This is a genomic window from Rhodoferax sp. OV413 (genome assembly GCF_900104385.1).
Lineage (GTDB): Bacteria > Pseudomonadota > Gammaproteobacteria > Burkholderiales > Burkholderiaceae_C > Rhodoferax_B.
Genome location: NZ_FNJA01000002.1, coordinates 722775 through 748410 on the forward strand (window position 1 = coordinate 722775; position 25636 = coordinate 748410).

Consider the following 25636-nt stretch of genomic DNA (forward strand, 5'->3'; position numbering starts at 1 on the left):
CCCCATCTAAAGCCCGCCTGAATTGGCCGCTACACTCCCCACCTGTTAATTTCCACGAAATCGCGGGAGCAGCGCTGTTCCCAGTGACAAATTAGCAATGAAAGAACCCATGGCACTCATTCCCGTCACCATCCTGACCGGCTTTCTGGGCTCGGGCAAGACCACGCTGCTCAAGCGCGTGCTGACCGAGGCCCACGGCCAGAAGATCGCCGTCGTTGAAAACGAATTCGGCGAGGAAAACATCGACAACGAGATCCTGGTGTCCGAGCCAGGCGAGCAAATCATCCAGCTGAACAATGGCTGTATCTGCTGTTCGATCCGTGAAGACCTGCGCGCCACCCTGAGCCTGTTGGCCGCCAAAAAGCGCAAAGGCCTGCTGGACTTCGAGCGCGTGGTCATCGAAACCACCGGCCTGGCCGATCCTGGCCCGGTCGCCCAGACCTTCTTCATGGACGACGAGATCGCCGAAAGCTATCTGCTGGACTCGATCCTGACCCTGGTGGATGCCAAGCACGCGGCAACCCAGCTGAACGACCGCCAGGAAGCCCGCCGCCAGGTGGGTTTTGCCGACCAGATCTTTATCAGCAAGACCGATTTGGTCGAGCCGGCCGAAGTCGACGCGCTGATGCACCGCCTCAAGCACATGAACCCGCGGGCCCCGCAAAAAGCCGTGCATTTTGGTGAAGTGCCCCTGAGCGAGGTGTTTGACCTGCGTGGCTTCAACCTTAACGCGAAACTGGACATTGACCCCGACTTCCTGAAGGAAGACGAGCACGACCACCATGACCATGCCGAGGGCGAGCACTGCGACCACCCTTCGCACAAGCACGACCATGGCCACGGGCATGAGGGCCACCACCATCACCACGATGACGATGTGAAGAGTTTTGTCTTCAAATCGGAGCGGCCGTTCGATCCCGCCAAGCTGGAAGACTTCCTGAGCGCCATCGTTAATATTTACGGCCCGCGCATGTTGCGCTACAAAGGCGTCTTGAATATGCAAGGCACCGAGCGTAAAGTCATTTTCCAGGGTGTACACCAGCTGATGGGCAGCGATTTGGGCCCTGAGTGGGGTGCAGACGAGCTACGCGGCAGCAAAATGGTATTTATTGGCATTGATTTGCCGAAAGACATCTTTTTGCAAGGTATGGAGCAGTGTTTGGTGTGATGCCAGAGCAGAATCTAAGAAGTCAGCGGGGAAACCAGCATCCCCGCGCCAACCGTGAGTACTACTAAAGTGACCCCAGCGCCTAAGACCACCCCCGCCCCCGCGGCAGCTACCACCGAAGCAGCTCCAGCGGTGCAGACCAGCCCTCGCTACACGTCGATTCCGGCGAAAAGCGTGCGCCCCTCATCGCGTCTGGCGCAGCTGACCGTGCCGTCCATGGCCCCGACCGTCGCATCCACCGCGGCCAAGTCCAGCTACATGCAGAACGCACCCGAGCCCATGATTGCGCCGCCACCCCATGTGGCCGCCAAGAAGGACCCGAAGCTGGCGAACAACTGGAAGACCACCCCGGCCGACAAGCTGACCGATGCCGAAGTCATCGCCATGCCGGATTCGGAGTACATGAACGAGAAGCAGACTGCGTTCTTCCGCCTCAAGCTGACCGCGCTCAAGCAGGACATGCTGAACAACGCCGGTGAAACCACCGAGCATTTGCGCGAAGACACGGTGGTGGTGCCTGACCCGGCCGACCGCGCCACCATCGAAGAAGAGCATGCGCTGGAGTTGCGCACCCGCGACCGCGAGCGCAAGCTGCTGAAGAAGATCGAGCAATCCATCAACCGCATCGACGCGGGTGACTATGGCTACTGCGACGAAACCGGCGAACCTATCGGCGTGGGCCGTCTGCTGGCCCGTCCTACTGCCACGCTGTCGCTGGAAGCCCAGCAACGCCGGGAGTTGAAGCAAAAAATGTTTGGCGATTGATCGCCGACGCGTTCAATCCCATCACGCTGCGCTGACACGACCATGCCGCCCAACGAACCCTCTGGCTTGCTGTCCAAGGTCGTCAAGTTCGTCCGCAATCCGACGACGAACTGGTCCGACCTGGACCAGCCTGAGCTCGACAAGGAGAGCCAGTACAGCAAGCAGATGCTCAAGGAGATGATTGAGCGCAAGCGCCGCAACGACTTTGTGCGGCGCCGGGAGTTCGACCAGCTGCGCAAGCTGCGCCAGCGCGAAGTCCAGGCCTCGCCGGACACGCCCGAGCGTCCATCCTTCTTCCAGAGCAGCATGCAGTCCAAGCTGGACGACCGGGCCGGCACGATCAAGAAGATCGACGAAATCGAAGCCCAGATGTCCAAACAATGGTGGAAGGCCAAGGACAGCGGCATTAGCAAGCCGGTGCATTTGTCATCGCGCGCCTCTCTGATACCCACTGAGTCGGCGGCTCTGGACGGCGGTCGTGCCTACGCCGCCACGGTGCCGGCCTCTTTGCCGCTACCTTTGCAATCCGCGCGGCATGCCGATGCGTTCGCCCCAACCGACGTCTCGCCCTTGCGTGCCAATGGGCGTAGCTTCTCGGCGCCCGAGGCCGATCCAGTGGTCGACATGCTGGCCGCGCTGGACGAAAGCATCAACTTTGCCTCTGCTTCTGTTCCCAAGCCCGTTCCCGCTGCGCCGCCCGAGCTGTTTGCGCTGGATACCGTGGATTACGAGCACAACCCCGAGCTGGAAGAAGCGGCTATCCGCTTTGCCAATGGCGATACGGAAGGCGCAGAGAGCGCGCTGTATACCTTGTTGCGTGCGGAGCCCGCGCCGGACAGCCGGGCCGAGGTGTGGCTGGCCTTGTTTGACCTGTACCGTGCGACTGGGCTGCAGGATGGATTCGATACCGTAGGCATTGATTACGCCACCCGCTTTGGCCATTCGGGGCCGGCGTGGTTTTCTATCCCCGACCAGGCGGGCCAGTTGCCGGCGGCCGGCGCACAGGCCGATATGGCTGGTAGCGACAGCGGCCATTTCAGCTGGGCTTGCCCGAGTGCGCTGAGTGCGGCGGCGGTGTCCGGTTTGCAATCGGCACTGCGCCAGCGCACGCCCTCGGTGGTGCAGATAGGCTGGACCAGCCTGAGTGTCATCGACAGCGCTGCCGTGGAGGGTCTGGGGGCGCTTTTTGCAGACTGGACACACGAAGCGGTACAGCTGAAGTTCCTGGATGGCGACCGCCTGGAAGAGGTGGTGAAAAGCTATACCCGCACCGGCGACCCCGGGGTGAACCAGGCCTGGTGGCGCCTGCGCCTGGACCTGCTGCGCGCCCAGCAAAACCCCGATGCCTTCGACATGGTGGCGCTCGAATACTGCATCACCTACGAGGTTTCGCCTCCGTCGTGGCAAGAGGCTGTATGCAGCTATGTCGCCTTGGACGAGGACGGCAGTGTTTCCATGCCTGCGGCCCTGGAGGGCATACGCTCCGACAGGCCAGAGTTCAAGGATTCCGACATCGGCATGGGCGCCACGCAGATGTCGAGCTTGCCGCCGACCTTGAGCGTGCTGACCGGCTTGGTGCTGGGCGATGCCTCCAGCGCTTTGGCGGCGGTGGACGCGCCAGCGGAAAGCGGCGGTGTGCTGGTGGTGTCTTGCGACCACCTGATGCGTATCGATTTCTCTGCGGCCGGCTCGGTACTCAACTGGGCGGCCGTGCAGCACGCTGCGGGCCACCAAGTGCAGTTTGTCGGCCTGCACCGCCTGGCGGCCATCTTCTTCAATGTGATTGGCATCAACGAGTATGCCAAGGTCATTCCACGCCGGAACTGACCTTCGTCACCCGGGGTGTGGTGCGCTTGCATCTACCGGTTTCACCCTTATCTGGATTTTATGGAACAGTTTCACGGCACCACCATCATCAGCGTGCGGCGCCAGACCCCCAACGGCGTGCAAGTCGCCATTGGCGGCGACGGCCAAGTCACGCTGGGCAATATCATCATCAAAGGCACGGCCCGCAAGGTTCGCAAGCTGCACCACGACAAGGTGCTCGCTGGCTTTGCCGGTGCCACGGCCGATGCCTTTACCTTGTTTGAGCGCTTTGAAGGCAAGCTGGAAAAGCACCAGGGCCATCTGGTCCGTGCGGCCATCGAGCTGACCAAGGACTGGCGTACCGACCGCGTGCTGCGCCGCCTGGAGGCCATGCTGGCCGTGGCCGACAGCACGGCTTCGCTGATCATTACCGGCAATGGCGATGTGCTCGAGCCGGAGCAGGGCATTGTGGCGATTGGGTCGGGTGGCGCCTATGCGCATTCGGCGGCCAAGGCACTGCTGGACAACACCGACCTGACGGCCTCGCAGATCGTCAAAAAGTCGCTGGAGATTGCAGGCGAGCTGTGCATCTACACCAACATGAACCACATCATTGAAACGCTGGACTGAAGCATGTCCTCTATGACTCCTCAAGAAATTGTTGCCGAACTAGACCACCACATTGTTGGCCAGCACCAGGCCAAACGGGCGGTAGCGATTGCCCTGCGCAACCGCTGGCGCCGGCAGCAGGTGGCCGAGCCGCTGCGCTATGAAATTACGCCCAAGAACATCTTGATGATCGGCCCCACGGGAGTGGGCAAGACCGAGATCGCCCGCCGGCTGGCGCGCCTGGCCGATGCGCCCTTTATCAAGGTCGAGGCCACCAAGTTCACCGAAGTGGGCTATGTGGGCAAGGATGTGGATGCCATCATCCGGGACCTGGCCGATATAGCCGTCAAGCAAACCCGCGAAACCGAGATGCGCAAGGTGCGCGTGCGGGCCGAGGATGCTGCCGAAGAGCGGATTTTGGATATCCTGATACCGACCGCACGTGGCCTGGAAGCGCAGGGTGAAGTGCCTGACAGCGCGGCGCGCCAGGCGTTCCGCAAGAAACTGCGAGAGCACCAACTGGACGACAAAGAGATCGAGCTCGACGTGGCTGACCCCAAAGCCCAGCTGGAAATCATGGGCCCGCCCGGCATGGAAGAGATGACCGAGCAATTGCGCGGCATGTTCAGCCAGATGGGCCAGCCCAAGCGCAAAACCCGCAAGCTGCGGATTGCCGAAGCCCTGAAGCTGCTGATCGAGGAAGAGGCTGGCAAGCTGGTCAACGAGGAAGACATCAAAACCCAGGCGATCCAGAACGCCGAGCAGAACGGCATTGTTTTCATCGATGAAATCGACAAGGTGACCTCGCGCAGCGAGGGCAGCGGCGCCGAGGTGTCGCGCCAGGGCGTGCAGCGCGACCTGCTGCCGCTGGTCGAGGGCACCACGGTGTCGACCAAGTACGGTACGGTCAAGACCGACCATATATTGTTCATTGCTTCCGGAGCCTTCCATCTGAGCAAGCCCAGCGACCTGATCCCCGAGCTGCAAGGCCGGTTTCCGATCCGGGTCGAGCTGCAATCGCTGTCGGTGCAGGATTTCGAGGCGATTCTGATCCAGACCCATGCCTCGTTGGTCAAGCAGTACCAGGCCTTGCTGGCCACCGAAAACGTGACCCTGGAGTTTGCCCCCGAGGGCATTACCCGGCTGGCGCACATCGCGTTCGACGTGAATGAGCGCACTGAAAACATTGGTGCCCGGCGCCTTTCTACCGTGATGGAGCGGCTGCTGGACGATGTCAGTTTCGATGCTGCCCGGCTGGCGGGCCAAACCGTGGTGGTGGATGCCGCTTATGTGGATGCGCGGCTCAAGGAATTGAGCAAGAACGAGGATTTATCGCGCTATATTCTGTAAAGCTGAGCGTTCCAACCAAGCCCTCGGGCTTTATTTGTTACACGCTGTGCCGCGTATCTCAATTGGCACATTCACAATCTGCGCTAAGTGCTTAATTTAGAACGTTTTTTGCATGTGTCTACTTGCAAGATTGTCGCTAAGTCCTTGATTTGATTACAAAAAATACTGCACCGGAGGTGGGCGCAGTGTTTTTTTCCTGCTACAGTGCAAAAAAGTGCAATTAAGTGGTGAAAAGTGCCTTCGCATGGCCCATTTGGTTGCTGCTCTATAGCGAGGGTGGGCTGTTGTGTTTCAAGGGGCTTCGTCTCTAAGTCTGGATGCCAAGGGGCGGCTATCGGTGCCGACCCGGCATCGTGACGTCTTGAGCGCGACCGCAGCTGGCCAACTGACCATCACCAAACACCCTCACGGCTGCCTGATGGTGTTTCCCCGTCCCGAGTGGGAGAAGTTCCGCGAACGGATTGCCGAGCTGCCCATGTCGGCGCAGTGGTGGAAGCGTATTTTTCTGGGCAATGCGATGGATGTAGAGATGGATGCCACCGGCCGCGTGCTGGTGTCGCCCGAGTTGCGGGAAGCCGCAGGCATCGCCAAAGACACCATGCTGCTGGGCATGGGGCGGCATTTTGAGTTGTGGGATAAAGCCACCTACGATGCACAAGAAGCCAAGGCGATGCAAGGCGACATGCCCGAAGTGTTCAAGGACTTTTCTTTCTAAGGCCCTACGGTGGACGCGATATGGAAACATACCACCGTCTTGTTGAACGAAGCAGTCGATTCTCTTCTCAACAAGCCGGAGACCTCAAACCCCAGCGCCGCCGGCGCTGCGGCGACCTACGTCGATGCGACGTTCGGCCGCGGCGGTCATTCGCGTCTGCTGCTGTCCCGGATGGCGCCGCAAGACCGGCTGATCGCCTTCGACCACGACCCGGACGCGATTGCCGAGGCCGCCACCATTGCCGACCCGCGGTTTTCCATTCGCCACCAGGGCTTTCGTCATTTAGGCGAGCTGCCCGACGCCAGTGTGACCGGGGTGTTGATGGATCTGGGCATCAGCTCGCCGCAGATCGACAACCCCGAGCGCGGTTTCAGTTTCCGTTTCGATGGCCCGCTCGATATGCGCATGGACACCACGCGCGGCGAGAGTGTGGCCCAGTGGCTGGCAACGGCCGAAGTAAAACAGATCGCAGAGGTGGTACGTGACTACGGTGAAGAACGGTTTGCTGGCCCCATTGCAAAGGCGATTGTTGCTCGCCGACAGGAACGGGGCCCTATTTCAACCACCACTGAACTGGCCGAACTCGTGGCTGGCGCGGTCAAAACCCGCGAGTCGGGCCAGAACCCTGCAACGCGCACATTTCAGGCTCTTCGGATTTTCATCAATGCCGAGCTTGAAGAGCTGCAACACGCGCTAGACGCGAGTTTGCGGGTGCTGCAACCGGGAGGACGTCTGGTGGTGATCAGTTTCCATTCGCTGGAAGACCGCATCGTCAAGCAATTCATCGCCAAGCATGCGCGCGAGGTGGTGGACCGCCGCGCGCCCAGCTGGATGCTGGGCGGTGCCACCGCCATGCCACTGGAGGCCTTGGGCCGCGTCAAGCCCAGCGCCGCAGAAGTGGCCGGCAACAAGCGTGCACGTAGCGCCGTGATGCGGGTAGCCCGCAGGACGGACGCGCCATGACCCGCCTCAACCTGGTTTTATTGTTGGCGGTGATTGCCAGCGCCCTGTATCTGGTGCACACCCAGTACGAATCGCGCAGCCTGTTTGTCGAGGTGGACAAGGCCATCGCCCTGTCGCACAAGCTGGAAATCGAAAACGAGCGCCTGCAGGTGGAAAAACGCGCACAGGCCACGCCTTTGCGGGTGGAAAAACTGGCCAAGGAACAGCTGCAGATGCGCACCAGCACGCCGGCCATCACCCAGTACGTGACGGTAATGGCCCCCACCAACGCGGCTTCGGAGGCCCGGCCATGAGCCGCAGCGTGCGTTACACCTCCAGCCCCTTGCTGGCCAGCAAAACGCCGGTATGGCGCAGCAAGCTGGTGGTGGCAGCGATTGCCGTGGGCTTTCTGGGCCTGACGGCCCGGGCCGCCTATATCCAAGTGATAGGCAATGATTTCTTCCAGCGCCAGGGCGAGGTGCGGTTTGCCCGGACGCTGGAGCTGCCGGCAAACCGCGGCCGCATCCTGGACCGCAACGGCTTGATCCTGGCCTCCAGCGTGATTGCCCCGAGCATCTGGGCCATCCCCGAGGACGTGGACCACGACCCGGTCAAGCTCAAGCAGCTGGCCAAGCTGCTGGAGATGCCGCTGGCCGACCTGAACAAGAAGCTCAACGAGGACAAGACCTTTGTCTGGGTCCAGCGCCAGGTGGACGAGCCCATCGCCCAGCAAATCGCTGCGCTGAACATCAAGGGCATCTACCAGCGCAAGGAATACAAGCGCCAGTACCCCGAGGGCGAGGCGATTGCCCATGTGGTGGGCTTCACCAATGTGGAAGACAACGGCCAGGAAGGCATTGAACTGGCCTTCAACAAGGAGCTGGGCGGCAAGCCCGGTTCGCGCCGCGTCATCAAGGACCGGCTGGGTCGGGTGGTGGAAGACGTGGGTGACCAGGTGCCGCCGGTAGACGGCCGCGAGATCCAGCTCAGCATCGACAGCAAGGTGCAGTTCTTCGCCTACCAGAAGATGCGCGATGCGGTGATTGCCAACAAGGCCAAGGCCGGCAGCGTGGTGGTGCTGGATGCGATCACCGGCGAAGTGCTGGCCCTGGCCAATTACCCCAGCTACATCCCGAACAAGCGCAAGAACCTGACGGGCGAGCAGCTGCGCAACCGCGCCCTGACCGATACCTTCGAGCCCGGCTCGACCATGAAGCCCATCACCGTGGCGATGGCGCTGGAGGCTGGGCGCATCACGCCGCAGACCCTGGTGGATACCTCGCCGGGCCGCCTGACCATCACCGGCTCCACCATCACCGACACCCACAACTACGGTTTACTCACCGTTGAGGGGGTGATCCAGAAGTCCAGCAACGTGGGCGCGACCAAGATCGCCCAGCGCATGTCGCCGCACGAAATGTGGGACACCTATACCGCCGTAGGCTTTGGCCAGAAGCCGCAGATCAGCTTCCCAGGTGCGGTGTCCGGCCGCTTGCGACCTTGGAAGACCTGGCGCCCCATCGAGCAGGCCACCATGTCCTACGGCTATGGCCTGTCGGCCTCGCTGTTCCAGATGGCGCATTCCTATACCGCGTTCGCCCACGACGGCGAAATCATCCCGGCCACCATGCTCAAGAGCAGCGAGCCGGCCGTGGGCGTCAAGGTGTTCTCGGCCCAGAACGCCGCCGCCATCCGCAAGATGCTGCAAATGGCTGCCGGCCCGGGCGGCACCGGCCCCAAGGCGCAGACCGTGGGCTATTCGGTCGGCGGCAAATCGGGCACGGCGCACAAGCAGGTCGGCAAGGGCTACGCGAGCAACAAATACCGCGCCTGGTTCACCGGCATGGCGCCTATCGACAAGCCGCGCATCATCGTCGCCGTGATGGTCGACGAGCCCAGCGCAGGCCAGTATTTCGGCGGTGCGGTGGCCGCCCCGGTGTTCAGCGAAGTGGTGCAGCAAACCCTGCGCATGATGGGTGTGCAGCCAGATCTGGATGTCAAAGCCCAGGTGGTGACCCAGGCCGTGGAGGAGTCGTTCTGATGCTGCAACTCCATACCCCGGCAGAGGCGGTCGCCTGGTTGCAAAGCCGGGTCCGCGGTAGTCTGCAGGTCGATAGCCGGGTGATCCAGTCGGGCGACGGTTTCATCGCCTGGCCGGGCGCCGCCACCGATGGCCGCAAATTTGTCCGCGCCGCGCTGGCCCAGGGCGCGACTGCCTGCCTGGTGGAGCAGGCCGGCAGCGAGGCCTTTGGTTTCGACGGCGAGGAGGCGGTGGCCTGCTACACCGGCCTGAAAGCCAGCACCGGCCCGATTGCCGCCGCCTATTTCGGCCAGCCCAGCCAGAGCCTGGATGTGTTGGCCGTGACCGGCACCAATGGCAAAACCTCCACCACCTGGTGGTTGGCTCAGGCGCTATCAAAAACGCAGCTGTATGCGCACTCTCCCTGTGCGGTAGTGGGCACTTTGGGCATAGGAATTCCGCCCGATGTGCTGGCCACCGGCCTGACCACGCCCGACCCGGTGCGGTTGCAACAGGCGTTCCGCGGCTTTGTCGATCTGGGGCTGGGCGCCTGCGCCATCGAGGCTTCGTCGATCGGCGTGGTCGAGCGGCGGCTGGACGGCACCCGCATCCGCGTCGCCGCCTTCACCAATTTCACCCAGGACCACCTGGACTACCACGGCAGCACCGAGGCCTATTGGCGTGCCAAGGAAGAGCTGTTCCGCTGGCCCGGCCTGCAGGCCGCGGTGCTGAATGTCGACGACCCGCAAGGCGTGGCGCTGGCCAATCTGTTTGTCGATCTGGACCTGTGGACCGTCTCCTGCACCCACCAGGCGCGGCTGCAGGCGCAGGACATCCGCTACGAAGCCGGCGGCCTGTGCTTCATGGTGGTCGAGGGCGGGCAGCGCGTCGCCCTGCAGACCTCGGTGATCGGCCAGTACAACGTGGCCAATCTGCTGGGCGTGATCGGCACCATGCGGGCGCTGGGCGTGCCGCTGGCCGATGCCGTTGCCGCCTGCCACGGCCTGCTGCCGGTGCCGGGGCGCATGGAATGCATCAGCCAGCCCAGCCAGCCGCTGGTGGCCATCGACTATGCGCACACACCGGATGCGCTGGACAAAGCCCTGCTGGCCTTGCGACCGCTGGCACAGACCCGCGGCGGCAAGCTCTGGTGTGTGTTTGGCTGCGGCGGCGACCGTGACAACCTGAAACGGCCCCTGATGGCGGCCGTGGCCGAGAAGAACGCCGACATGGTGCTGGTCACCAGCGACAACCCGCGCAGCGAGCGGCCCGAGGCCATCATCAGCCAGATCCTGCTGGGCCTGAGCCATAACGCCTGCGTGCATGTGCAGTCCGACCGGGCAGTGGCGATTGCCGAAGCGATTGCCCAGGCAGCGCCCGCCGATGTGATTCTGCTGGCTGGCAAAGGCCATGAGGCGACGCAGGAAGTGGCCGGCGTGAAGCACCCGTTCCTCGACAAAACCCATGCCGAAGCCGCGCTGGCGCGCCGTCCTGCCGGAGCCGCAGCATGATGAACTTGCGACAAGCCCTGGCGCTGTTGCCTGGCGCCACCCTGGTGGGCGATGGCGCGGTGGTTTTCACCCGGGTGCACACCGATACCCGCAGCCTGCAGCCCGGCGACCTGTTCGTCGCGCTCAAGGGCGAGAAGTTTGACGCCAACGGCATGCTGGCCCAGGCGCAGGCCCGTGGCGCGGTCGCCGCGCTGTGCCACCGCGGCTATGCGCTGCCAGGCCTGCCGTGCATCGAGGTGGACGACAGCCTGCTGGCGCTGGGTGATTTGGCCACTGGCTGGCGCGCCCAGTTCCAGCTGCCGCTGATTGCCGTCACCGGCAGCAACGGCAAGACCACCGTGACCCAGATGGTCGCCTCCATCCTGCGCGCCGCCCAGCCCGATGCCTGCCTGGCGACGCTGGGCAATTTCAACAACAGCATCGGCGTGCCGTTGACCTTGCTGCGCTTGCGTGCGCACCACCGCCTGGCCGTGGTCGAGCTGGGCATGAACCACCCGGGCGAGATCGCAGCGATTGCGGCCATGGCCCAGCCCACCGTGGCCCTGGTGAACAACGCCCAGCGCGAGCACATGGAATTCATGGCCACCGTCGAAGCCGTGGCGCAGGAGAACGGCGCGGTGCTGTCCGTGCTGCCTGCCGACGGCGTGGCGGTGTTCCCGGCCGACGATAGCTATACGCCGCTCTGGCAAGGCCTGGCCGCCCACTGCGCGCATCTGCAATTTGCGCTGGGTGCAGCCGATGTATGGGCCGAGCCACCGGTCTGGGCCGATGGTGCCTGGCAAGTCAGTGCCCACACACCGGCCGGGCCGTTGCAGTACGCCCTGCATATCGCCGGCTTGCACAACGTGAAGAACTCTCTGGCCGCTGCGGCCTGCGCGCTGGCGGCCGGCGTGCCCTTGGCCGCCGTGGCGCAAGGCCTGGCGGCGTTTGAGCCGGTCAAGGGCCGCTCCAAGGCGTTGACCGTGCACCTGGGTGGCCGCAGCCTGACCCTGGTGGACGACAGCTACAACGCCAACCCTGATTCGATGCAAGCCGCGATCCAGGTGCTGGCCGCCTTGCCGGGCCCGCGCCTGCTGGTGGCCGGCGACATGGGCGAGGTCGGCGACCAGGGCCCCGCGTTCCATGCCGAAGCTGGCGTGCAGGCCCAGCGCAGCGGCATCGAGCAGGTGCTGACCCTGGGCGCCATGTCGGCCCACATCAGCGCCCATGGTGGCCGGCATTTCGACAACATCGACGCACTGCTGGCGGTCGTGCAGGCCCAGCTGCCGCAGGTGGCCAGCATTCTGGTCAAGGGCTCGCGCTTCATGCAGATGGAGCGGGTCGTGGCTTTTATCCAGTCCCAAGAAGAACAACAATACAAGGAGCCGCCCCGTGCTGCTTAGCCTCGCCCAGTGGTTGCAAACCCTGTCGCCCGAATTCGGGTTTTTTCGCGTTTTCCAGTACCTGACGTTCCGGGCGGTGATGGCAGCCATGACGGCCTTGCTGATCGGTGTGGTGGCCGGGCCGGTGGTGATACGCCGGCTGACGGCGCTGAAGATCGGCCAACCCGTGCGCGGCTACGGCATGGAAAGCCATCTGGTCAAGCAGGGCACGCCCACCATGGGCGGCGTGCTGATCCTGCTGTGCATCGCCATTTCTACCTTGCTGTGGGTGGACTTGAGCAACCGTTTTGTCTGGATCGTGCTGCTGGTGACCCTGGGGTTTGGCGCCATTGGCTGGGTGGATGACTGGCGCAAGGTCGTCAACAAAGACCCCGAGGGCATGCGCTCACGCGAGAAATACATGTGGCAGTCGCTGATCGGCCTGGTGGCCGCTTTGTATTTGGTGTTCAGCATTTCCGAGAACTCGAACATGCGGGTGCTGGAGCTGTTCTTCAGCTGGGTGCAGTCGGGCTTTGACCTGAGCCTACCGCCTAAGGCCGGCCTGCAGCTACCGTTCTTCAAGGAGGTCAGCTACCCGCTGGGCGTGCTGGGCTTTGTGGTGCTGACCTATCTGGTGATCGTCGGCTCCAGCAATGCCGTGAACCTGACCGACGGCCTGGACGGCCTGGCCATCATGCCGGTGGTGCTGGTGGGCTCGGCGCTGGGCGTGTTTGCCTACGTGACCGGCAGCTCGGTGTTCTCCAAGTATCTGTTTCTGCCGCATATCCCCGGCGCGGGCGAGCTGCTGGTGTTCTGCTCGGCCATGGCCGGTGCCGGCCTGGCCTTTCTGTGGTTCAACGCCTATCCGGCCCAGGTGTTCATGGGTGACGTGGGCGCGCTGGCACTAGGCGGAGCTCTCGGCACGGTGGCGGTCATTGTGCGGCAGGAAGTGGTCTTGTCCATCATGGGCGGCATCTTCGTGGTCGAGGCCCTGTCGGTGATGTTGCAGGTCAGCTGGTTCAAGTACACCAAGAAGAAATACGGCGCGGGTCGGCGCATCCTGAAGATGGCACCGCTGCACCACCACTTCGAGAAGAGTGGCTGGAAGGAGACGCAGGTGGTTGTGCGCTTCTGGATCATCACCATGCTGCTGTGCCTGGTGGGCTTGTCCACCCTGAAGTTGCGCTAAGACAATGCAGCACTTGCAAGACCTCCGCGTACTGATCCTGGGCCTGGGTGCGTCCGGCCTGGCCATGGCGCGCTGGTGTGCGCGCCATGGCGCGCAGGTCACGGTGGCGGATACCCGCGAGGCCCCGCCGCAACTGGCAATCCTGCAGGCTGAGCTGCCGGCTGCGGTGTTCATCGGCGGCCCGTTCAATGCCGCCCTGGCGCAGGGCATGCACGCTGTTTACCGTTCGCCGGGTTTATCGCCCGAGGTGCTGGCCCCGGTACTGGCCGAGGCGCAGCGCGCCGGCCTGCCGGTGGGTGGCGAGCTGGATCTGTTTGCCCGGGCCCTGGCCGACATGCGCCAGGCCAGCGCCGTGGCCGAGCCGCTGCCTGAAGCGCTGCCCGAGCCAGAGGACGAAGCCGAACTGTCGGAAGACGATGAAGCGCCGGTTGCCGTCGTGCCCGAAGCCACGCTCGGCTACCACCCCGCGGTGCTGGCCATCACCGGCACCAACGGCAAAACCACGGTCACCTCGCTGACCGGCCAGCTGGTGCTGCGCGCCGGCAAGACGGTGGCGGTGGCAGGCAATATCGGCCCGACCTTGCTGGATACGTTGGCCGCGCACATGGAGGCCGACAGCTTGCCCCAGGTCTGGGTGCTGGAATTGTCCAGCTTCCAGCTGGATGCAGCGCGCAGCTTCGAGCCCACGGCGGCGGCCGTGCTGAACCTGACCCAAGACCATCTGGACTGGCACGGCAGCATGGAAGCCTATGCGGCCGCCAAGGCCCGTGTCTTCGGCCAGCACGGTCTGATGCTGCTGAACCGAGAAGACCCGGGTGTGATGGCCATGCTGCCTGCGCCGCTCAAGCTGCGGCTGCAAAAGCCCCAGCTGCGCCGGCACACCACCTTTGGCGGCGACATGCCGCAGCGCCCCGGCGATTTCGGCATCGAAGTGGTCAACGGCATGGCCTGGCTGGTGCGCGCGCTGGAGGCCGATGAAACCAAGCGCAAACGCAGCGAAGCCGCCGACGACCTGTACATCCAGCGCCTGATGCCGGCCGATGCACTGCGCATCCGCGGCCGGCACAACGCCGTCAACGCACTGGCAGCGCTGGCCCTGGCCTCGGCCGCCGGCTGCGCACTGGCGCCCATGCTGTATGGCCTGCGCGAATACCGGGGCGAGCCGCACCGTGTCGAATCGGTGGATACGGTGCGCGAGATCGAATACTTTGACGACAGCAAAGGTACCAACGTGGGCGCCACCGTGGCCGCGCTGACCGGCCTGGGCGCCGAGCGCCGCATCGTCGTCATTCTGGGCGGCGAGGGCAAGGGCCAGGATTTCAGCCCCTTGGCCGCGCCCGTGTCGCGCTATGCGCGCGCCGTGGTACTGATCGGCCGCGATGCGCCGTTGATCCGTGCCGCGCTGGCCGATGCCGGCGTGGCCCTGGTCGATGCCGGCAGCATGCAGGAGGCGGTGCAACTGGCCAGCCAGCGCGCGCACCCGGGCGACGCGGTGCTGATGTCACCGGCCTGCGCCAGCTTTGACATGTTCAACAACTACGAGCACCGCGCCCAGGTGTTCATCGAAGCGGTGATGGCTTTGGCCGACGCTGGACAGGAGGACGCGGCATGAGCCAGATGTCCTTGCGTTTTACCGATTGGTTCAAGGGCTTGCCGAAAGCGGCGGCCGATGCTTTGCCGGTGCGCCTGGGCGCCAGCGGCTTCTCGCGCACGCCCAGCCAGCCCGCGCGCGTGCATGGCTTTGACCAGCCCTTGTTGTGGGTCACGGTTACCTTGCTGGCCTGGGGGCTGGTGATGGTCTATTCGGCATCGATTGCCATGCCTGACAACCCACGCTTCGCCAAGTACGAGCACCATTTCTTCCTGGTGCGGCATGCGGTGTTCCTGTGCGTGGCCTTTGTGGCGGCGCTGATCGCCTTCCAGGTGCCGATGCGCACCTGGGAGCGCTGGGCACCCTGGCTGTTCATCGTTTCGCTGTTGCTGCTGATCGCGGTGCTGATCCCGGGCGTGGGCAAGGTGGTGTATGGCGCGCGGCGCTGGCTGCCGCTGGGGGTGATGAACTTCCAGCCCTCGGAGATGGCCAAGTTCGCCATCGTGATCTACGCGGCCGACTACATGGTGCGCAAGATGGACGTGAAGGAAAACTTCCTGCGCGCCGTCTGGCCCATGGGGGCGGCGGTGGGCGTGATCGGCGTGCTGCTGCTGGCCGAGCCCGACATGGGGGCGTTCATGGTGATTGCCGTGATCGCCATGGGCATCCTGTTCCTGGGTGGCGTGAATGCCCGCATGTTCTTTCTGATCGCCACCATCCTGGTGGGGGCCTTCAGCATGATGATCGCCTTCAACGACTACCGCCGCGCGCGGATTTTTGCCTACCTCGACCCCTGGAGCGATACCAATGCGCTGGCCAAGGGCTACCAGCTCACGCACTCGCTGATTGCAATTGGCCGCGGCGAGATTTTTGGCGTCGGCCTGGGTGGCAGTATTGAAAAACTCAGCTGGTTGCCGGAAGCCCACACCGACTTTTTGCTGGCCGTGATCGGCGAAGAATTTGGCCTGGTCGGCGTGGTCTGCGTGATTGGCCTGTTCTTCTGGTTGATCCGCCGCATCATGCACATCGGCCGCCAGGCGATTGCCCTCGACCGGCTGTTTGCCGGCCTGGTCGCCCAGGGCGTAGGTCTGTGGATGGGCTTCCAGGCCTTCATCAACATGGGCGTCAACCTGGGCGCACTGCCCACCAAGGGCCTGACCCTGCCGCTGATGAGCTTCGGCGGCTCGGCGATTCTGTGGAATCTGGTGGCGCTGGCCGTTGTCCTTCGGGTGGACTATGAGAACCGACAGTTAATGCACGGAGCCCGCGTATGAGCGCGCGCCATCTGGTCGTCATGGCCGCAGGCACCGGTGGGCATGTGATTCCCGGCCTGGCGGTAGCGCGCGAGATGCAGCAGCGCGGCTGGACCGTCAGCTGGCTGGGCACGCTGCACGGCATGGAGAACAAGCTGGTGCCGCCGTCCGGCATTGCCATGGACCGGATCGCCTTCAGCGGCCTGCGCGGCAAAGGGCTTGTGCATATGTTGACCGGCGGTCTGCGCATGCTGGCGGCGTTCTGGAGCTGCCTGCAGATCCTGCGCCAGCGCCATGCGAATGCCGTGCTGGGTATGGGCGGCTATGTCTGCTTTCCCGGCGGACTGATGGCTTCGCTGCTGGGCAAGCCGCTGATGCTAGTGAATGCCGATGCCGCGCTGCTGATGAGCAACAAGGCCTTGCTACCGGTGGCCGACCGCGTGGCCTTCGGCTTCGAAGGCCCGGCCACGCAAGGCATACGCCGTGCGGTGGTCACGGGCAATCCGGTGCGCGCCGAGATCGAATCCATCCCCCCACCGGCCGAGCGCTTCGCCGGCCGCCAGGGGCCGCTGCGGTTGCTGGTGGTGGGTGGCAGTCTGGGCGCCAAAGCCATCAACGACTGCCTGCCGCAGGCCCTGGCCCGGTTGCCCGCCGACCAGCGGCCCCAGGTGGTACACCAGACCGGCGTGGCCCAGCAGTCGGCGGTGCAGGCCGCCTATGCCGAGCTGGGCATCGCTGCGCAGGTGCTGCCGTTTATCGACGACATGGCGGCCGAGCTGGCGGCCTGCGACCTGATCGTCTGTCGCGCCGGTGCCGTCACCGTCAGCGAGCTGTGCGCTGCGGGCGTGGCGGCGGTGCTGGTGCCGCTGGTGGTCAGCACCACTTCGCACCAGCGCGACAACGCCGCCTGGCTGGCCTCCAAGCAGGCCGGCATCCATCTGCCGCAGGCCGAGCTGGCACCGCAGCCGCTGGCGGATTTGTTGACCAGCCTGAGCCGCGAGCGCCTGCTCGCGATGGCGACCCAGGCCCGTGCACTGGCCAAGCCGCATGCGGCGGCGCGCGTGGCCGATGAACTAGAAAGATTGGTACGACCATGAAACACGCCGTACGCCATTTGCATTTTGTCGGTATCGGTGGCTCGGGCATGTCGGCGATTGCCGAGGTGCTGCATAAGCTGGGTTACATCGTCTCGGGCTCCGACCAGTCGGACAGCAGCACGCTGCGCCGCCTGGGTGGCCTGGGCATTACCACCTTCATCGGCCACAGCTCGGCGAACGTGCTGGGGGCCGATGCCATCGTTACCTCTACCGCCGTCAAGGCCGACAACCCCGAGGTGCTGGCCGCGCGCGAGAACCATGTGCCCATCGTGCCACGCGCCCTGATGCTGGCCGAGCTGATGCGCCTCAAGCAAGGCATTGCCATCGCCGGTACGCACGGCAAGACGACCACCACCAGCCTGGTCTCCAGCGTGCTGGTCGAAGCCGGGCTGGACCCAACGTTTGTGATCGGCGGCCGCCTGAACAGCGCCGGCGCGAACGCCAAGCTGGGCAATGGCGACTACATCGTGGTTGAAGCCGACGAGTCGGACGCGTCCTTCCTGCACCTGCTGCCGGTGATGGCAGTGGTGACGAACATCGACGCCGACCACATGGAAACCTATGGCCACGACTTCAATAATTTGAAGAAGGCGTTTGTTGATTTCCTGCACCGCATGCCGTTCTACGGCACGGCCATCCTGTGCACCGACGACCCTGGTGTGCGCGACATCCTGGACCAGGTGACCTGCCCGATCACCAGCTACGGCTTTGGCGAAGACGCCCAGGTGCGGGCCATCGACGTGCGTGCCGTCGGCGGACAGATGCACTTCACGGTGCAGCGCCGCAACGGCGTGACCCTGCCGGACATCCCGGTGGTGCTGAATTTGCCCGGTCGGCACAACGTGCTGAATGCGCTGTCGGCAATTGCCGTAGCCGTCGAGCTGAACATCCCCGACGCCGCGGTGCAAAAAGCCCTGGCTGGCTTTGAAGGAGTGGGCCGCCGCTTCCAGCCCTATGGCGACTGGACCGCCAAGGACGGCGGCACTTTCACCGTGGTCGACGACTACGGCCACCACCCGGTGGAAATGGCCGCCACCTTGTCGGCCGCGCGCGGGGCTTTTCCCGGCCGGCGCCTGGTGCTGGCGTTCCAGCCGCACCGATACAGCCGCACCCGCGACTGCTTTGAAGACTTCGTCAAGGTGATAGGTGAGGCCGACGTGGTGCTGCTGACCGAAATCTATGCGGCCGGCGAGGCGCCCATCGTGGCCGCCGACGGCCGGGCCCTGGCGCGCGCGCTGCGCGTGGCCGGCCGGGTCGAGCCGGTGTTCATCGACGATATCGCGGCCTTGCCTCAGGCCATTCTGGACACCGCCCAGGGGGGCGACGTGGTGCTGTGCATGGGGGCTGGCTCCATCGGCAGCGTACCCGGCAAGGTGGTTGATTTGCTATCAAAAAATGAGCACGTTGTGCTGGTGGAATAAGCGCTATGAGCCTAAACTCTGTAAATCTTGGAAAAGTTGCGGTGCTGATGGGCGGGGCCTCGGCCGAGCGCGAGGTGTCGCTGATGTCGGGTACCGGCGTGCTGAATGCGCTGCGCAGCCAGGGTGTCGATGCCCATGCCTTCGATCCCAGCGAACGCGACTTGGTCGAGTTAAAGCGTGAAGGCTTTGCGCGCTGCTTCATCGCGCTGCACGGCCGTTTCGGCGAAGACGGCACGGTGCAGGGCGCGCTGGAGTTGCTGGGCATTCCCTACACCGGCTCGGGTGTGATGGCCTCCAGTATCGCCATCGACAAGGTGATGACCAAGCGCATCTGGCGTGCCGAGGGCCTGCCGACGCCGGGCTGGTTCGAGGTGGGCAGCGCCGAAGCCACGCGCCACGCGTTTGCCCAGCTGGGCGCGCCGATGATCGTCAAGCCCGCGCGCGAAGGCTCGACCATCGGCCTGACCAAGGTGGCCACGCTGGACGAATGCGATGCTGCTTATGCGCTGGCCGCGCAGCTGGACACGGCGGTGCTGTGCGAGCAGTTTGTCAGTGGCGACGAAGTCACCATCCCGCTGCTGGGCACGGGCGCGCAGACCGAGGTGCTGCCGGTGATACGCATCGTCGCGCCCGAGGGCAACTACGACTACCAGAACAAGTATTTCACCGACACCACCCAGTACCTGGTGCCCTGTGGCCTGCCCGAAGGCGAGGAAGCCGCCATCCAGGCCCTGGTGCGCAAAGCCTACTTGACCCTGGGCTGCCGCGGCTGGGCCCGGGCCGACGTGATGATCGATGCGCGGACCCGCCAGCCCTATCTGCTGGAGATCAATACCGCGCCCGGCATGACCAGCCACTCGCTGGTGCCGATGTCGGCGCGCGCCGCTGGTATCTCCTACGAAGCCTTGTGCGTGCGCCTGCTGCAATCGGCGGCGCTGGACTACGGGACGGCAAGCGCCGCCTGAAGATGCAAAAAACCGCCCCTCCCATGGACGTGAAACTCATGAACGCCACCGCTTCGGTGCTGTTCCTGGGTGCGCTCGTCCTGGGCTTGGTCGGGCTGGTGAAATGGGTGGCGCGCCAGCCGCTGTTTGCGATTGGCGGCATCGCCGTCGTGGGCGACGTGGCGCACAACAACGAGGTCACGCTGCGCGCCAACCTGAACGGCAAGATCAAGGGCACCTTTTTCACCGTCGATCTGGCGGCCACCAAGGCGGCTTTCGAGTCTGTGCCTTGGGTGCGCAAGGCTGTGGTGCGGCGCGAGTTTCCGAACCGCCTGAAGGTGGTGCTCCAGGAGCAGCAGGCCGTGGCCTACTGGGGCGACGAGGACGAATCCCGTCTGCTGAACAATTTTGGCGAGGTGTTCGAGGCCAATGTGGACGAGGTCGAGCGCGACGACCTGCCGCACCTCGACGGCCCGGTGGCGCAGGCCGGCCAGATCCTGGGCATGTACCAGACGCTGTCGCCGCTGTTCGCACCGCTGGACATGGCGTTGGACCAGCTGACCCTGACCAACCGCGGCGGCTGGCGCGCCCAGACCAATGCCGGCGGCGAGATCGAGCTGGGCCGCGGCACGACCGAAGAAATTACCCAACGCGCCCAGCGCTTCATAGGCACGGTGGCCCAGGTGGCTACCGCCTATGGCCGCACGGCAGATGCATTGGAGCGCGCAGATTTGCGTTACGGCGAGGGCTATGCCTTGCGCCTGCGCGGCGTAACCACGGTAGCGACCCCGGTGGCTACGCCCAAGAAGAAACAAGCAGAGCATTGATTACAGGACGAACTATGGCAAAAGAGTACAAGGACTTGGTCGTCGGGGTGGACATAGGGACCGCCAAGGTGATGGTGGTGGTGGCCGAGGTGTTGGCCGGTGGCGAGCTGAAGCTGGCCGGTTTTGGCGTGGCGCCGAGCAACGGGCTGAAGCGTGGCGTGGTGGTGAACATCGACGCCACGGTGCAGAGCATCCAGCTGGCGCTGAAAGAGGCCGAGCTGATGGCCGACTGCAAGATCTCCCACGTCTACACCGGCATCACCGGCAGCCACATCCGCGGTATCAACTCCAGCGGCATGGTGGCGGTGAAGGACCGCGAGGTCACCGCCGCCGACGTGGCCCGGGTGGTGGAGACCGCCAAGGCCATCAACATCAGCACCGACCAGCGCCTGCTGCTGGTCGAGCCGCAAGAGTTCGTGATCGACGGCCAGGATGTGAAAGAGCCCATCGGCATGAGCGGCATCCGCCTGGAGGCCAAGGTGCATATCGTCACCGGCGCCCAGAGCGCGGCCGAGAACATCATCAAATGCGTGCGCCGCTGCGGCCTGGATGTGGACCAGCTGATGCTGAACCCGCTGGCCAGCAGCCTGTCGGTGCTGACCGAAGACGAACGCGAGCTCGGCGTGGCCCTGGTCGACATTGGCGCTGGCACGACCGACGTGGCCATCTTCACCAACGGTGCGATCCGCCACACGGCCGTGATCCCGATCGCCGGCGACCTGATCACCAGCGACATCGCCATGGCCTTGCGCACGCCGACCAAGGACGCCGAGGACATCAAGGTCGAAAGCGGCTACGCCAAGCAGTTGCTGGCCGACCCGGACGCGCAGGTCGAAGTACCCGGCCTGGGCGACCGTGGCCCGCGCATGCTGAGCCGCCAGGCGCTGGCCGGCGTGATCGAGCCGCGGGTCGAAGAAATTTATTCACTGGTGGCCCAGGTCATCCGCGAGTCGGGCTTTGAAGAAGTGCTGTCCAGCGGCATCGTGCTGACCGGCGGCAGCGTGGTCATGCCCGGCATGGTCGAGCTGGGCGAAGACATCTTTTTGAAACCGGTGCGCCGCGGCGTGCCCAAGTACCGCGGTGCCTTGTCCGACATGGTGGCCCAGCCGCGTGCGGCCACCGTGATGGGCTTGCTGGAAGAGGCGCGCATCGGCCGCCTGCGCGGCTTCAAGGTGGCGCAGAAGAACGGCTCGATGAAGACTGCGGTTGGCCGCGTCAAAGACTGGTTCGTGGGGAATTTCTAGCCATGGAAACCAAAATCTGGCTAGCCCGGGGCAGCCCCCCGCAAACGGGACGATGGCGTCACTGCCATCCCCCCTGGAGGTGAAATGCCTCAAAAACAAGAACTACACCCGCATTCAACAAACCTATTAATTGCAAGTATCAGGAGCACCACATGCCTATCGAAATGATTGAAGTAGAAGAATTTAACCTGGGCACCCAGATCAAAGTGATCGGTGTCGGCGGCGGCGGCGGCAATGCTGTCGAACACATGATCGGCTGCAATGTGCAGGGCGTGGAGTTCATCAGCGCCAACACCGATGCCCAGGCCCTGGGCCGCAGCGTCGCGCACAAGACCATCCAGCTGGGCCTGAGCGGCCTGGGCGCCGGCAGCAAACCTGACAAAGGTCGTGAAGCCGCTGAACTGGCCGTGGACGACATCCGCGCGGCGATTGCCGGCGCGCACATGCTGTTTATCACCGCTGGCATGGGTGGCGGTACCGGCACCGGTGCCGCTCCTGTGATCGCCCGTGTGGCCAAGGAAATGGGCATCTTGACGGTCGGCGTGATCACCAAGCCATTCGACTTCGAAGGCCCGAAACGCATGACCAATGCCGACAACGGTCTGGCCGAGCTGGAAGCCAATGTCGATTCGCTGATCGTGGTGCTGAACGAGAAGCTGCTCGAAGTGCTGGGCGACGACGTCACGCAAGATGAAGCCTTCGCCCACGCGAATGACGTGCTGAAGAACGCCGTCGGCGGGATTGCCGAAATCATCAACGTGCCCGGCCATGTGAACGTCGACTTTGAAGACGTGCGCACCGTCATGGGTGAGCCTGGAAAGGCCATGATGGGTACGGCTGTGGCCGATGGCCCGGACCGCGCGCGCATCGCCGCCGAGCAGGCCGTCGCCTGCCCGCTGCTGGAAGGCATCGACCTGTCGGGTGCCAAGGGCGTGCTGGTGCTGATCACCGCCGCCAAGGGCTCACTGAAACTCAGCGAATCCCGCCTGGCGATGAACACCATCCGCGCCTACGCATCGCCCGAAGCGCATGTGATCTACGGCACGGCCTACGACGACAGCCTGGGCGAGCAGATCCGCGTCACCGTGGTGGCGACCGGCCTGAGCAAGCGCCGCGCGGTAGCACCTCCGCTGCAGGTGGTGGTGCAACGCACGGGTACGGATAACGTCGGCTTCACCCTGCCAGCGCAAGCGGCGGGTAACGGCGGCCTGAGCAGCATTGCCCAGCCCGACTACGAAGCCCTGCGTGGCCCAGCGGTATGGCGTACGCCGAACCGCACCCAGGCCAGCGCCCGCGTCGATGCCTTGTCTTCCGGTGGCATGGACGACTACGAGATCCCTGCCTTCCTGCGCAAACAGGCGGATTGAGGGGCGTAAAGCTACTGCGCACACCGATCTCGGGCCTGTGGTCCTCGCCGTACGGGAGTACGGCTCCGGTCCTCGACCCGACCTCGGCGCGCTCGCTACGCTTTCCACTCCCTCAATCCTGTTCTGTTCCGGCTGAGATTGAGATGTTCAATCGCTACCATCAAGCTTGCTGATCACGGGTTATCCACCCGCCAATTAAAATTACAAGATGCTGCAGCAAAGAACCCTCAAGTCCCTCACCCGTGCCGTGGGTGTGGGCGTGCACAGCGGCCAGCGGGTCGAGTTGACGCTGCGCCCGGCTGCACCCGATACCGGCATCGTGTTCCGCCGTACCGACCTGGCCGTGCCGGTGGACATTCCCATGACCGCTACGTCGGTCACCGACACCCGCATGGCGACCACGGTGTCCAGCGGTTCGGCCAAGGTGTCGACCGTGGAGCACCTGATGTCGGCCTGCGCCGGCCTGGGCATTGACAACCTGGTGGTGGAAATCACCGCCGAAGAAGTACCCATTCTGGACGGCTCGGCTGCGGCCTTCGTCTACCTGCTGCAAACCGCCGGCATCGAGCTGCAGAATGCGCCGCGCCGCTTCATCCGCGTGCTCCAGCCGGTGGAGGTGCGCGAAGGCGAGGGCGCGGCCGCTAAGTGGGCGCGGCTCGAGCCCTACCACGGCTACAAGCTGAGTTTTGACATCATCTTCGACCACCCGGCGGTGGATTCGACCGGCCAGCACGTGGAGTTCGACCTGGGCTCGGGCTCCTACACCCGCGACATTGCGCGGGCCCGCACCTTCGGCTTCACCCGCGACGCCGAGATGCTGCGCGCCAACGGCCTGGGCCTGGGCGGCGGCATGGACAACGCCATCCTGATGGACGATTACAAGGTGCTGAACGCAGGCGGCCTGCGCTACGACGACGAGTTCGTTAAACACAAGGTGCTGGACGCCATGGGCGATATGTACATGCTGGGCAAGCCCTTGCTGGCCAGCTACAGCGCCATGAAGTCCGGCCACGCGCTGAACAACAAGCTGATCCGCGCGCTGATGCTGAACACCGCTTCCTGGGAGATCGTCACCTTTGACGATGCGTCCAAGGCACCCGCTGGCTTCGCCCAGCTGGCCCGGGCCTGGTAATGTTGGCACACCCCCAGGCTTGCCCACTGCGTGTGGCAGCGCCAACCCCCTTGCAGGGGGCAACATCAGCAGCCCGGCGGAGCCGGTTCTGCGGTGTTTCTGGAACTGCTATGGCCTTCCCGCTGCGTCTGCGCATTGGCACAGCCGTCACATAAAGTTGTATTAACTATGCTGCTGTTCCGCTGGGCCATTCTGTTGCTGCTGCTGGCAGCGGCGGTGTCCTTCGCCTTCTATGCCGGTACCGGCCAGCCGCGCTACAAACGCTGGGGCTGGGTGGTATTGAAGTGGACGCTGCTGGCGGCGTTCGGCTTCTTTACCGTGCTGATTCTGGAGCGCGTCGCCTGAGCGCTTACTTGGGCTGCAGGTAGCGCTTGCGCGCCGTGACCGCCAGGTCCGGGTAGTTGGCAAACACGCCGTCCATGCCCATCTCCAGGTACTGCTGGAATTCTGTGGCCGCCGCCGCTGGGTCGGCCTTGGCGAAGGTCCAGCCATGCACCTGCAGGCCCGCCGCATGGGCTTGCGCGATGAAACTCTTGTCCACTGCATAAGCCGGCCGGTGGATGCTCACGCCTATGCCTTCGCTGAAGCTGGCCACCTCTTGCAGGGTCAGCGGCGTCACCGTGTTGCCCGAGACCACGCCCAGGCGGGCCACACCGTCGGCGCCGGTGATGGCGACCCCCAGCAGCACCAGCGGTAGGACGTTGTTCTGCGCAGTTTGTTTGCGGCGCAGGCTGCGCAAAGTGGTGTCGCTGAACGACTGGATGAATACCTTGCTCTGCGGTCCGTAGTGGTTGCGCGCCAGGGTGGCGAGGATGCCGTCTTCCATGGCCGGATCGGCCTGCTTGGCTTCGGGGTAGATGCCTATGCGGCGTCCGCTGGCCTGGTTTTGTTGCTGGACCAGGTCGATCACCTGCTGCAAGGTCGGCACCTGGAACGGCTCGGCCGCGCTGGGCGCAAAGCCGGGGTGGCTGCTCTGGCCGGTGCCGGTGGGCTGCACGATCAGGGTCTTGATTTCGGGCAGGCTGAAGTCCGCCACCTTGTAGCCGCCGTGGCGCGGTGCGAACCGGCTGGCGACATTGGTGGTGCGCAGCAGACTGTCGTCGTGCATGGCGACCAGCACGCCATCCTGGGTCAGTTGCAGGTCGGGCTCGATGAAGTCTGCGCCCATGCGGATCGCCAGCTCGTAGCCGGCCAGCGTGTGTTCGGGCAGGTAGCCGCTGGCGCCACGGTGGGCAATCACCAGCGGGGAGGGGGCGGCATCGCCGCCGTGGGCGAAGCCTGCCAGGGTGGCCAGCAGCAGCGCCAGCAGAGTGGTGCGTCGCAT

Annotated in this window: 23 protein-coding genes; 22 read left to right on the forward strand and 1 reads right to left on the reverse strand. The window is 64.3% G+C overall.

Annotated features, from left to right (window positions below):
• Positions 1-109 precede the first annotated feature (109 nt).
• The 22 genes from BLT66_RS10865 (at position 110) to BLT66_RS26775 (ending at position 24657) form a co-directional block, all read left to right on the forward strand.
• On the forward strand, positions 110-1168 hold the full coding sequence (locus tag BLT66_RS10865; RefSeq protein ID WP_092757682.1) for a CobW family GTP-binding protein: 1059 nt from the start codon (positions 110-112) through the stop codon (positions 1166-1168).
• 54 nt (positions 1169-1222) lie between these two features.
• Positions 1223-1933 (forward strand): RNA polymerase-binding protein DksA, encoded by a 711-nt coding sequence (dksA, locus tag BLT66_RS10870; RefSeq protein ID WP_369821591.1) that lies wholly within the window; start codon positions 1223-1225, stop codon positions 1931-1933.
• Between the two features lie 42 nt (positions 1934-1975).
• Complete coding sequence (locus tag BLT66_RS10875) at positions 1976-3760, forward strand: STAS domain-containing protein (RefSeq protein WP_092757683.1); 1785 nt, start codon at positions 1976-1978, stop codon at positions 3758-3760.
• Positions 3761-3820: 60 nt separating this feature from the next.
• Positions 3821-4369 carry an ATP-dependent protease subunit HslV gene (gene hslV, locus BLT66_RS10880; protein WP_092757684.1) on the forward strand — a complete coding sequence of 183 codons (549 nt, stop codon included), beginning with the start codon at positions 3821-3823 and terminating at the stop codon, positions 4367-4369.
• Between the two features lie 3 nt (positions 4370-4372).
• Positions 4373-5698 carry an ATP-dependent protease ATPase subunit HslU gene (gene hslU / locus BLT66_RS10885; protein WP_092757685.1) on the forward strand — a complete coding sequence of 442 codons (1326 nt, stop codon included), beginning with the start codon at positions 4373-4375 and terminating at the stop codon, positions 5696-5698.
• A 286-nt stretch (positions 5699-5984) separates the two neighbouring features.
• Positions 5985-6413 carry a division/cell wall cluster transcriptional repressor MraZ gene (gene mraZ / locus BLT66_RS10890; RefSeq protein WP_092757686.1) on the forward strand — a complete coding sequence of 143 codons (429 nt, stop codon included), beginning with the start codon at positions 5985-5987 and terminating at the stop codon, positions 6411-6413.
• Between the two features lie 9 nt (positions 6414-6422).
• A complete protein-coding gene (gene rsmH / locus BLT66_RS10895; protein ID WP_092757687.1) occupies positions 6423-7376 on the forward strand; it encodes a 16S rRNA (cytosine(1402)-N(4))-methyltransferase RsmH in 954 nt (317 codons plus the stop codon).
• Positions 7373-7669 carry a cell division protein FtsL gene (gene ftsL, locus BLT66_RS10900; protein WP_092757688.1) on the forward strand — a complete coding sequence of 99 codons (297 nt, stop codon included), beginning with the start codon at positions 7373-7375 and terminating at the stop codon, positions 7667-7669. Before rsmH ends, ftsL begins: the two co-directional genes overlap by 4 nt.
• Positions 7666-9396, forward strand: coding sequence for a peptidoglycan D,D-transpeptidase FtsI family protein (locus BLT66_RS10905; protein WP_092757689.1), 1731 nt, complete (start codon positions 7666-7668; stop codon positions 9394-9396). Before ftsL ends, BLT66_RS10905 begins: the two co-directional genes overlap by 4 nt.
• Complete coding sequence (locus BLT66_RS10910) at positions 9396-10886, forward strand: UDP-N-acetylmuramoyl-L-alanyl-D-glutamate--2,6-diaminopimelate ligase (RefSeq protein WP_092757690.1); 1491 nt, start codon at positions 9396-9398, stop codon at positions 10884-10886. Before BLT66_RS10905 ends, BLT66_RS10910 begins: the two co-directional genes overlap by 1 nt.
• On the forward strand, positions 10883-12268 hold the full coding sequence (murF, locus tag BLT66_RS10915) for a UDP-N-acetylmuramoyl-tripeptide--D-alanyl-D-alanine ligase (RefSeq protein ID WP_092757691.1): 1386 nt from the start codon (positions 10883-10885) through the stop codon (positions 12266-12268). The genes BLT66_RS10910 and murF overlap by 4 nt, the downstream gene beginning before the upstream one ends.
• The gene (gene mraY, locus BLT66_RS10920; RefSeq protein WP_092757692.1) at positions 12258-13436 is read left to right on the forward strand and encodes a phospho-N-acetylmuramoyl-pentapeptide-transferase; all 1179 of its coding nucleotides are present in this window, start codon (positions 12258-12260) and stop codon (positions 13434-13436) included. The genes murF and mraY overlap by 11 nt, the downstream gene beginning before the upstream one ends.
• 4 nt (positions 13437-13440) lie before the next feature.
• Complete coding sequence (gene murD / locus BLT66_RS10925) at positions 13441-15048, forward strand: UDP-N-acetylmuramoyl-L-alanine--D-glutamate ligase (RefSeq protein WP_092757693.1); 1608 nt, start codon at positions 13441-13443, stop codon at positions 15046-15048.
• Positions 15045-16301, forward strand: coding sequence for a putative lipid II flippase FtsW (gene ftsW / locus BLT66_RS10930; RefSeq protein ID WP_092757694.1), 1257 nt, complete (start codon positions 15045-15047; stop codon positions 16299-16301). The genes murD and ftsW overlap by 4 nt, the downstream gene beginning before the upstream one ends.
• Positions 16298-17377, forward strand: a complete 1080-nt coding sequence (gene murG, locus BLT66_RS10935) for an undecaprenyldiphospho-muramoylpentapeptide beta-N-acetylglucosaminyltransferase (protein WP_092757695.1) — start codon at positions 16298-16300, stop codon at positions 17375-17377. Before ftsW ends, murG begins: the two co-directional genes overlap by 4 nt.
• The gene (murC, locus tag BLT66_RS10940; protein WP_092757696.1) at positions 17374-18798 is read left to right on the forward strand and encodes a UDP-N-acetylmuramate--L-alanine ligase; all 1425 of its coding nucleotides are present in this window, start codon (positions 17374-17376) and stop codon (positions 18796-18798) included. Before murG ends, murC begins: the two co-directional genes overlap by 4 nt.
• 5 nt (positions 18799-18803) lie before the next feature.
• Positions 18804-19763, forward strand: coding sequence for a D-alanine--D-alanine ligase (locus tag BLT66_RS10945; RefSeq protein WP_092757697.1), 960 nt, complete (start codon positions 18804-18806; stop codon positions 19761-19763).
• A gap of 23 nt (positions 19764-19786) precedes the next feature.
• Entirely contained in the window at positions 19787-20569 is a 783-nt protein-coding gene (locus BLT66_RS10950; RefSeq protein WP_369821592.1) for a cell division protein FtsQ/DivIB, read from the forward strand.
• A gap of 14 nt (positions 20570-20583) precedes the next feature.
• On the forward strand, positions 20584-21813 hold the full coding sequence (gene ftsA, locus BLT66_RS10955; protein ID WP_092757699.1) for a cell division protein FtsA: 1230 nt from the start codon (positions 20584-20586) through the stop codon (positions 21811-21813).
• A gap of 152 nt (positions 21814-21965) precedes the next feature.
• The gene (ftsZ, locus tag BLT66_RS10960; RefSeq protein ID WP_092757700.1) at positions 21966-23180 is read left to right on the forward strand and encodes a cell division protein FtsZ; all 1215 of its coding nucleotides are present in this window, start codon (positions 21966-21968) and stop codon (positions 23178-23180) included.
• A gap of 208 nt (positions 23181-23388) precedes the next feature.
• Positions 23389-24312, forward strand: coding sequence for a UDP-3-O-acyl-N-acetylglucosamine deacetylase (gene lpxC, locus BLT66_RS10965; RefSeq protein ID WP_092757701.1), 924 nt, complete (start codon positions 23389-23391; stop codon positions 24310-24312).
• A 168-nt stretch (positions 24313-24480) separates the two neighbouring features.
• Complete coding sequence (locus BLT66_RS26775; RefSeq protein ID WP_165830892.1) at positions 24481-24657, forward strand: hypothetical protein; 177 nt, start codon at positions 24481-24483, stop codon at positions 24655-24657.
• A 4-nt stretch (positions 24658-24661) separates the two neighbouring features.
• Here the strand turns inward: BLT66_RS26775 and BLT66_RS10970 are convergent, their stop codons facing one another.
• The gene (locus BLT66_RS10970) at positions 24662-25636 is read right to left on the reverse strand and encodes a glycerophosphodiester phosphodiesterase family protein (protein WP_092757702.1); all 975 of its coding nucleotides are present in this window, start codon (positions 25634-25636) and stop codon (positions 24662-24664) included.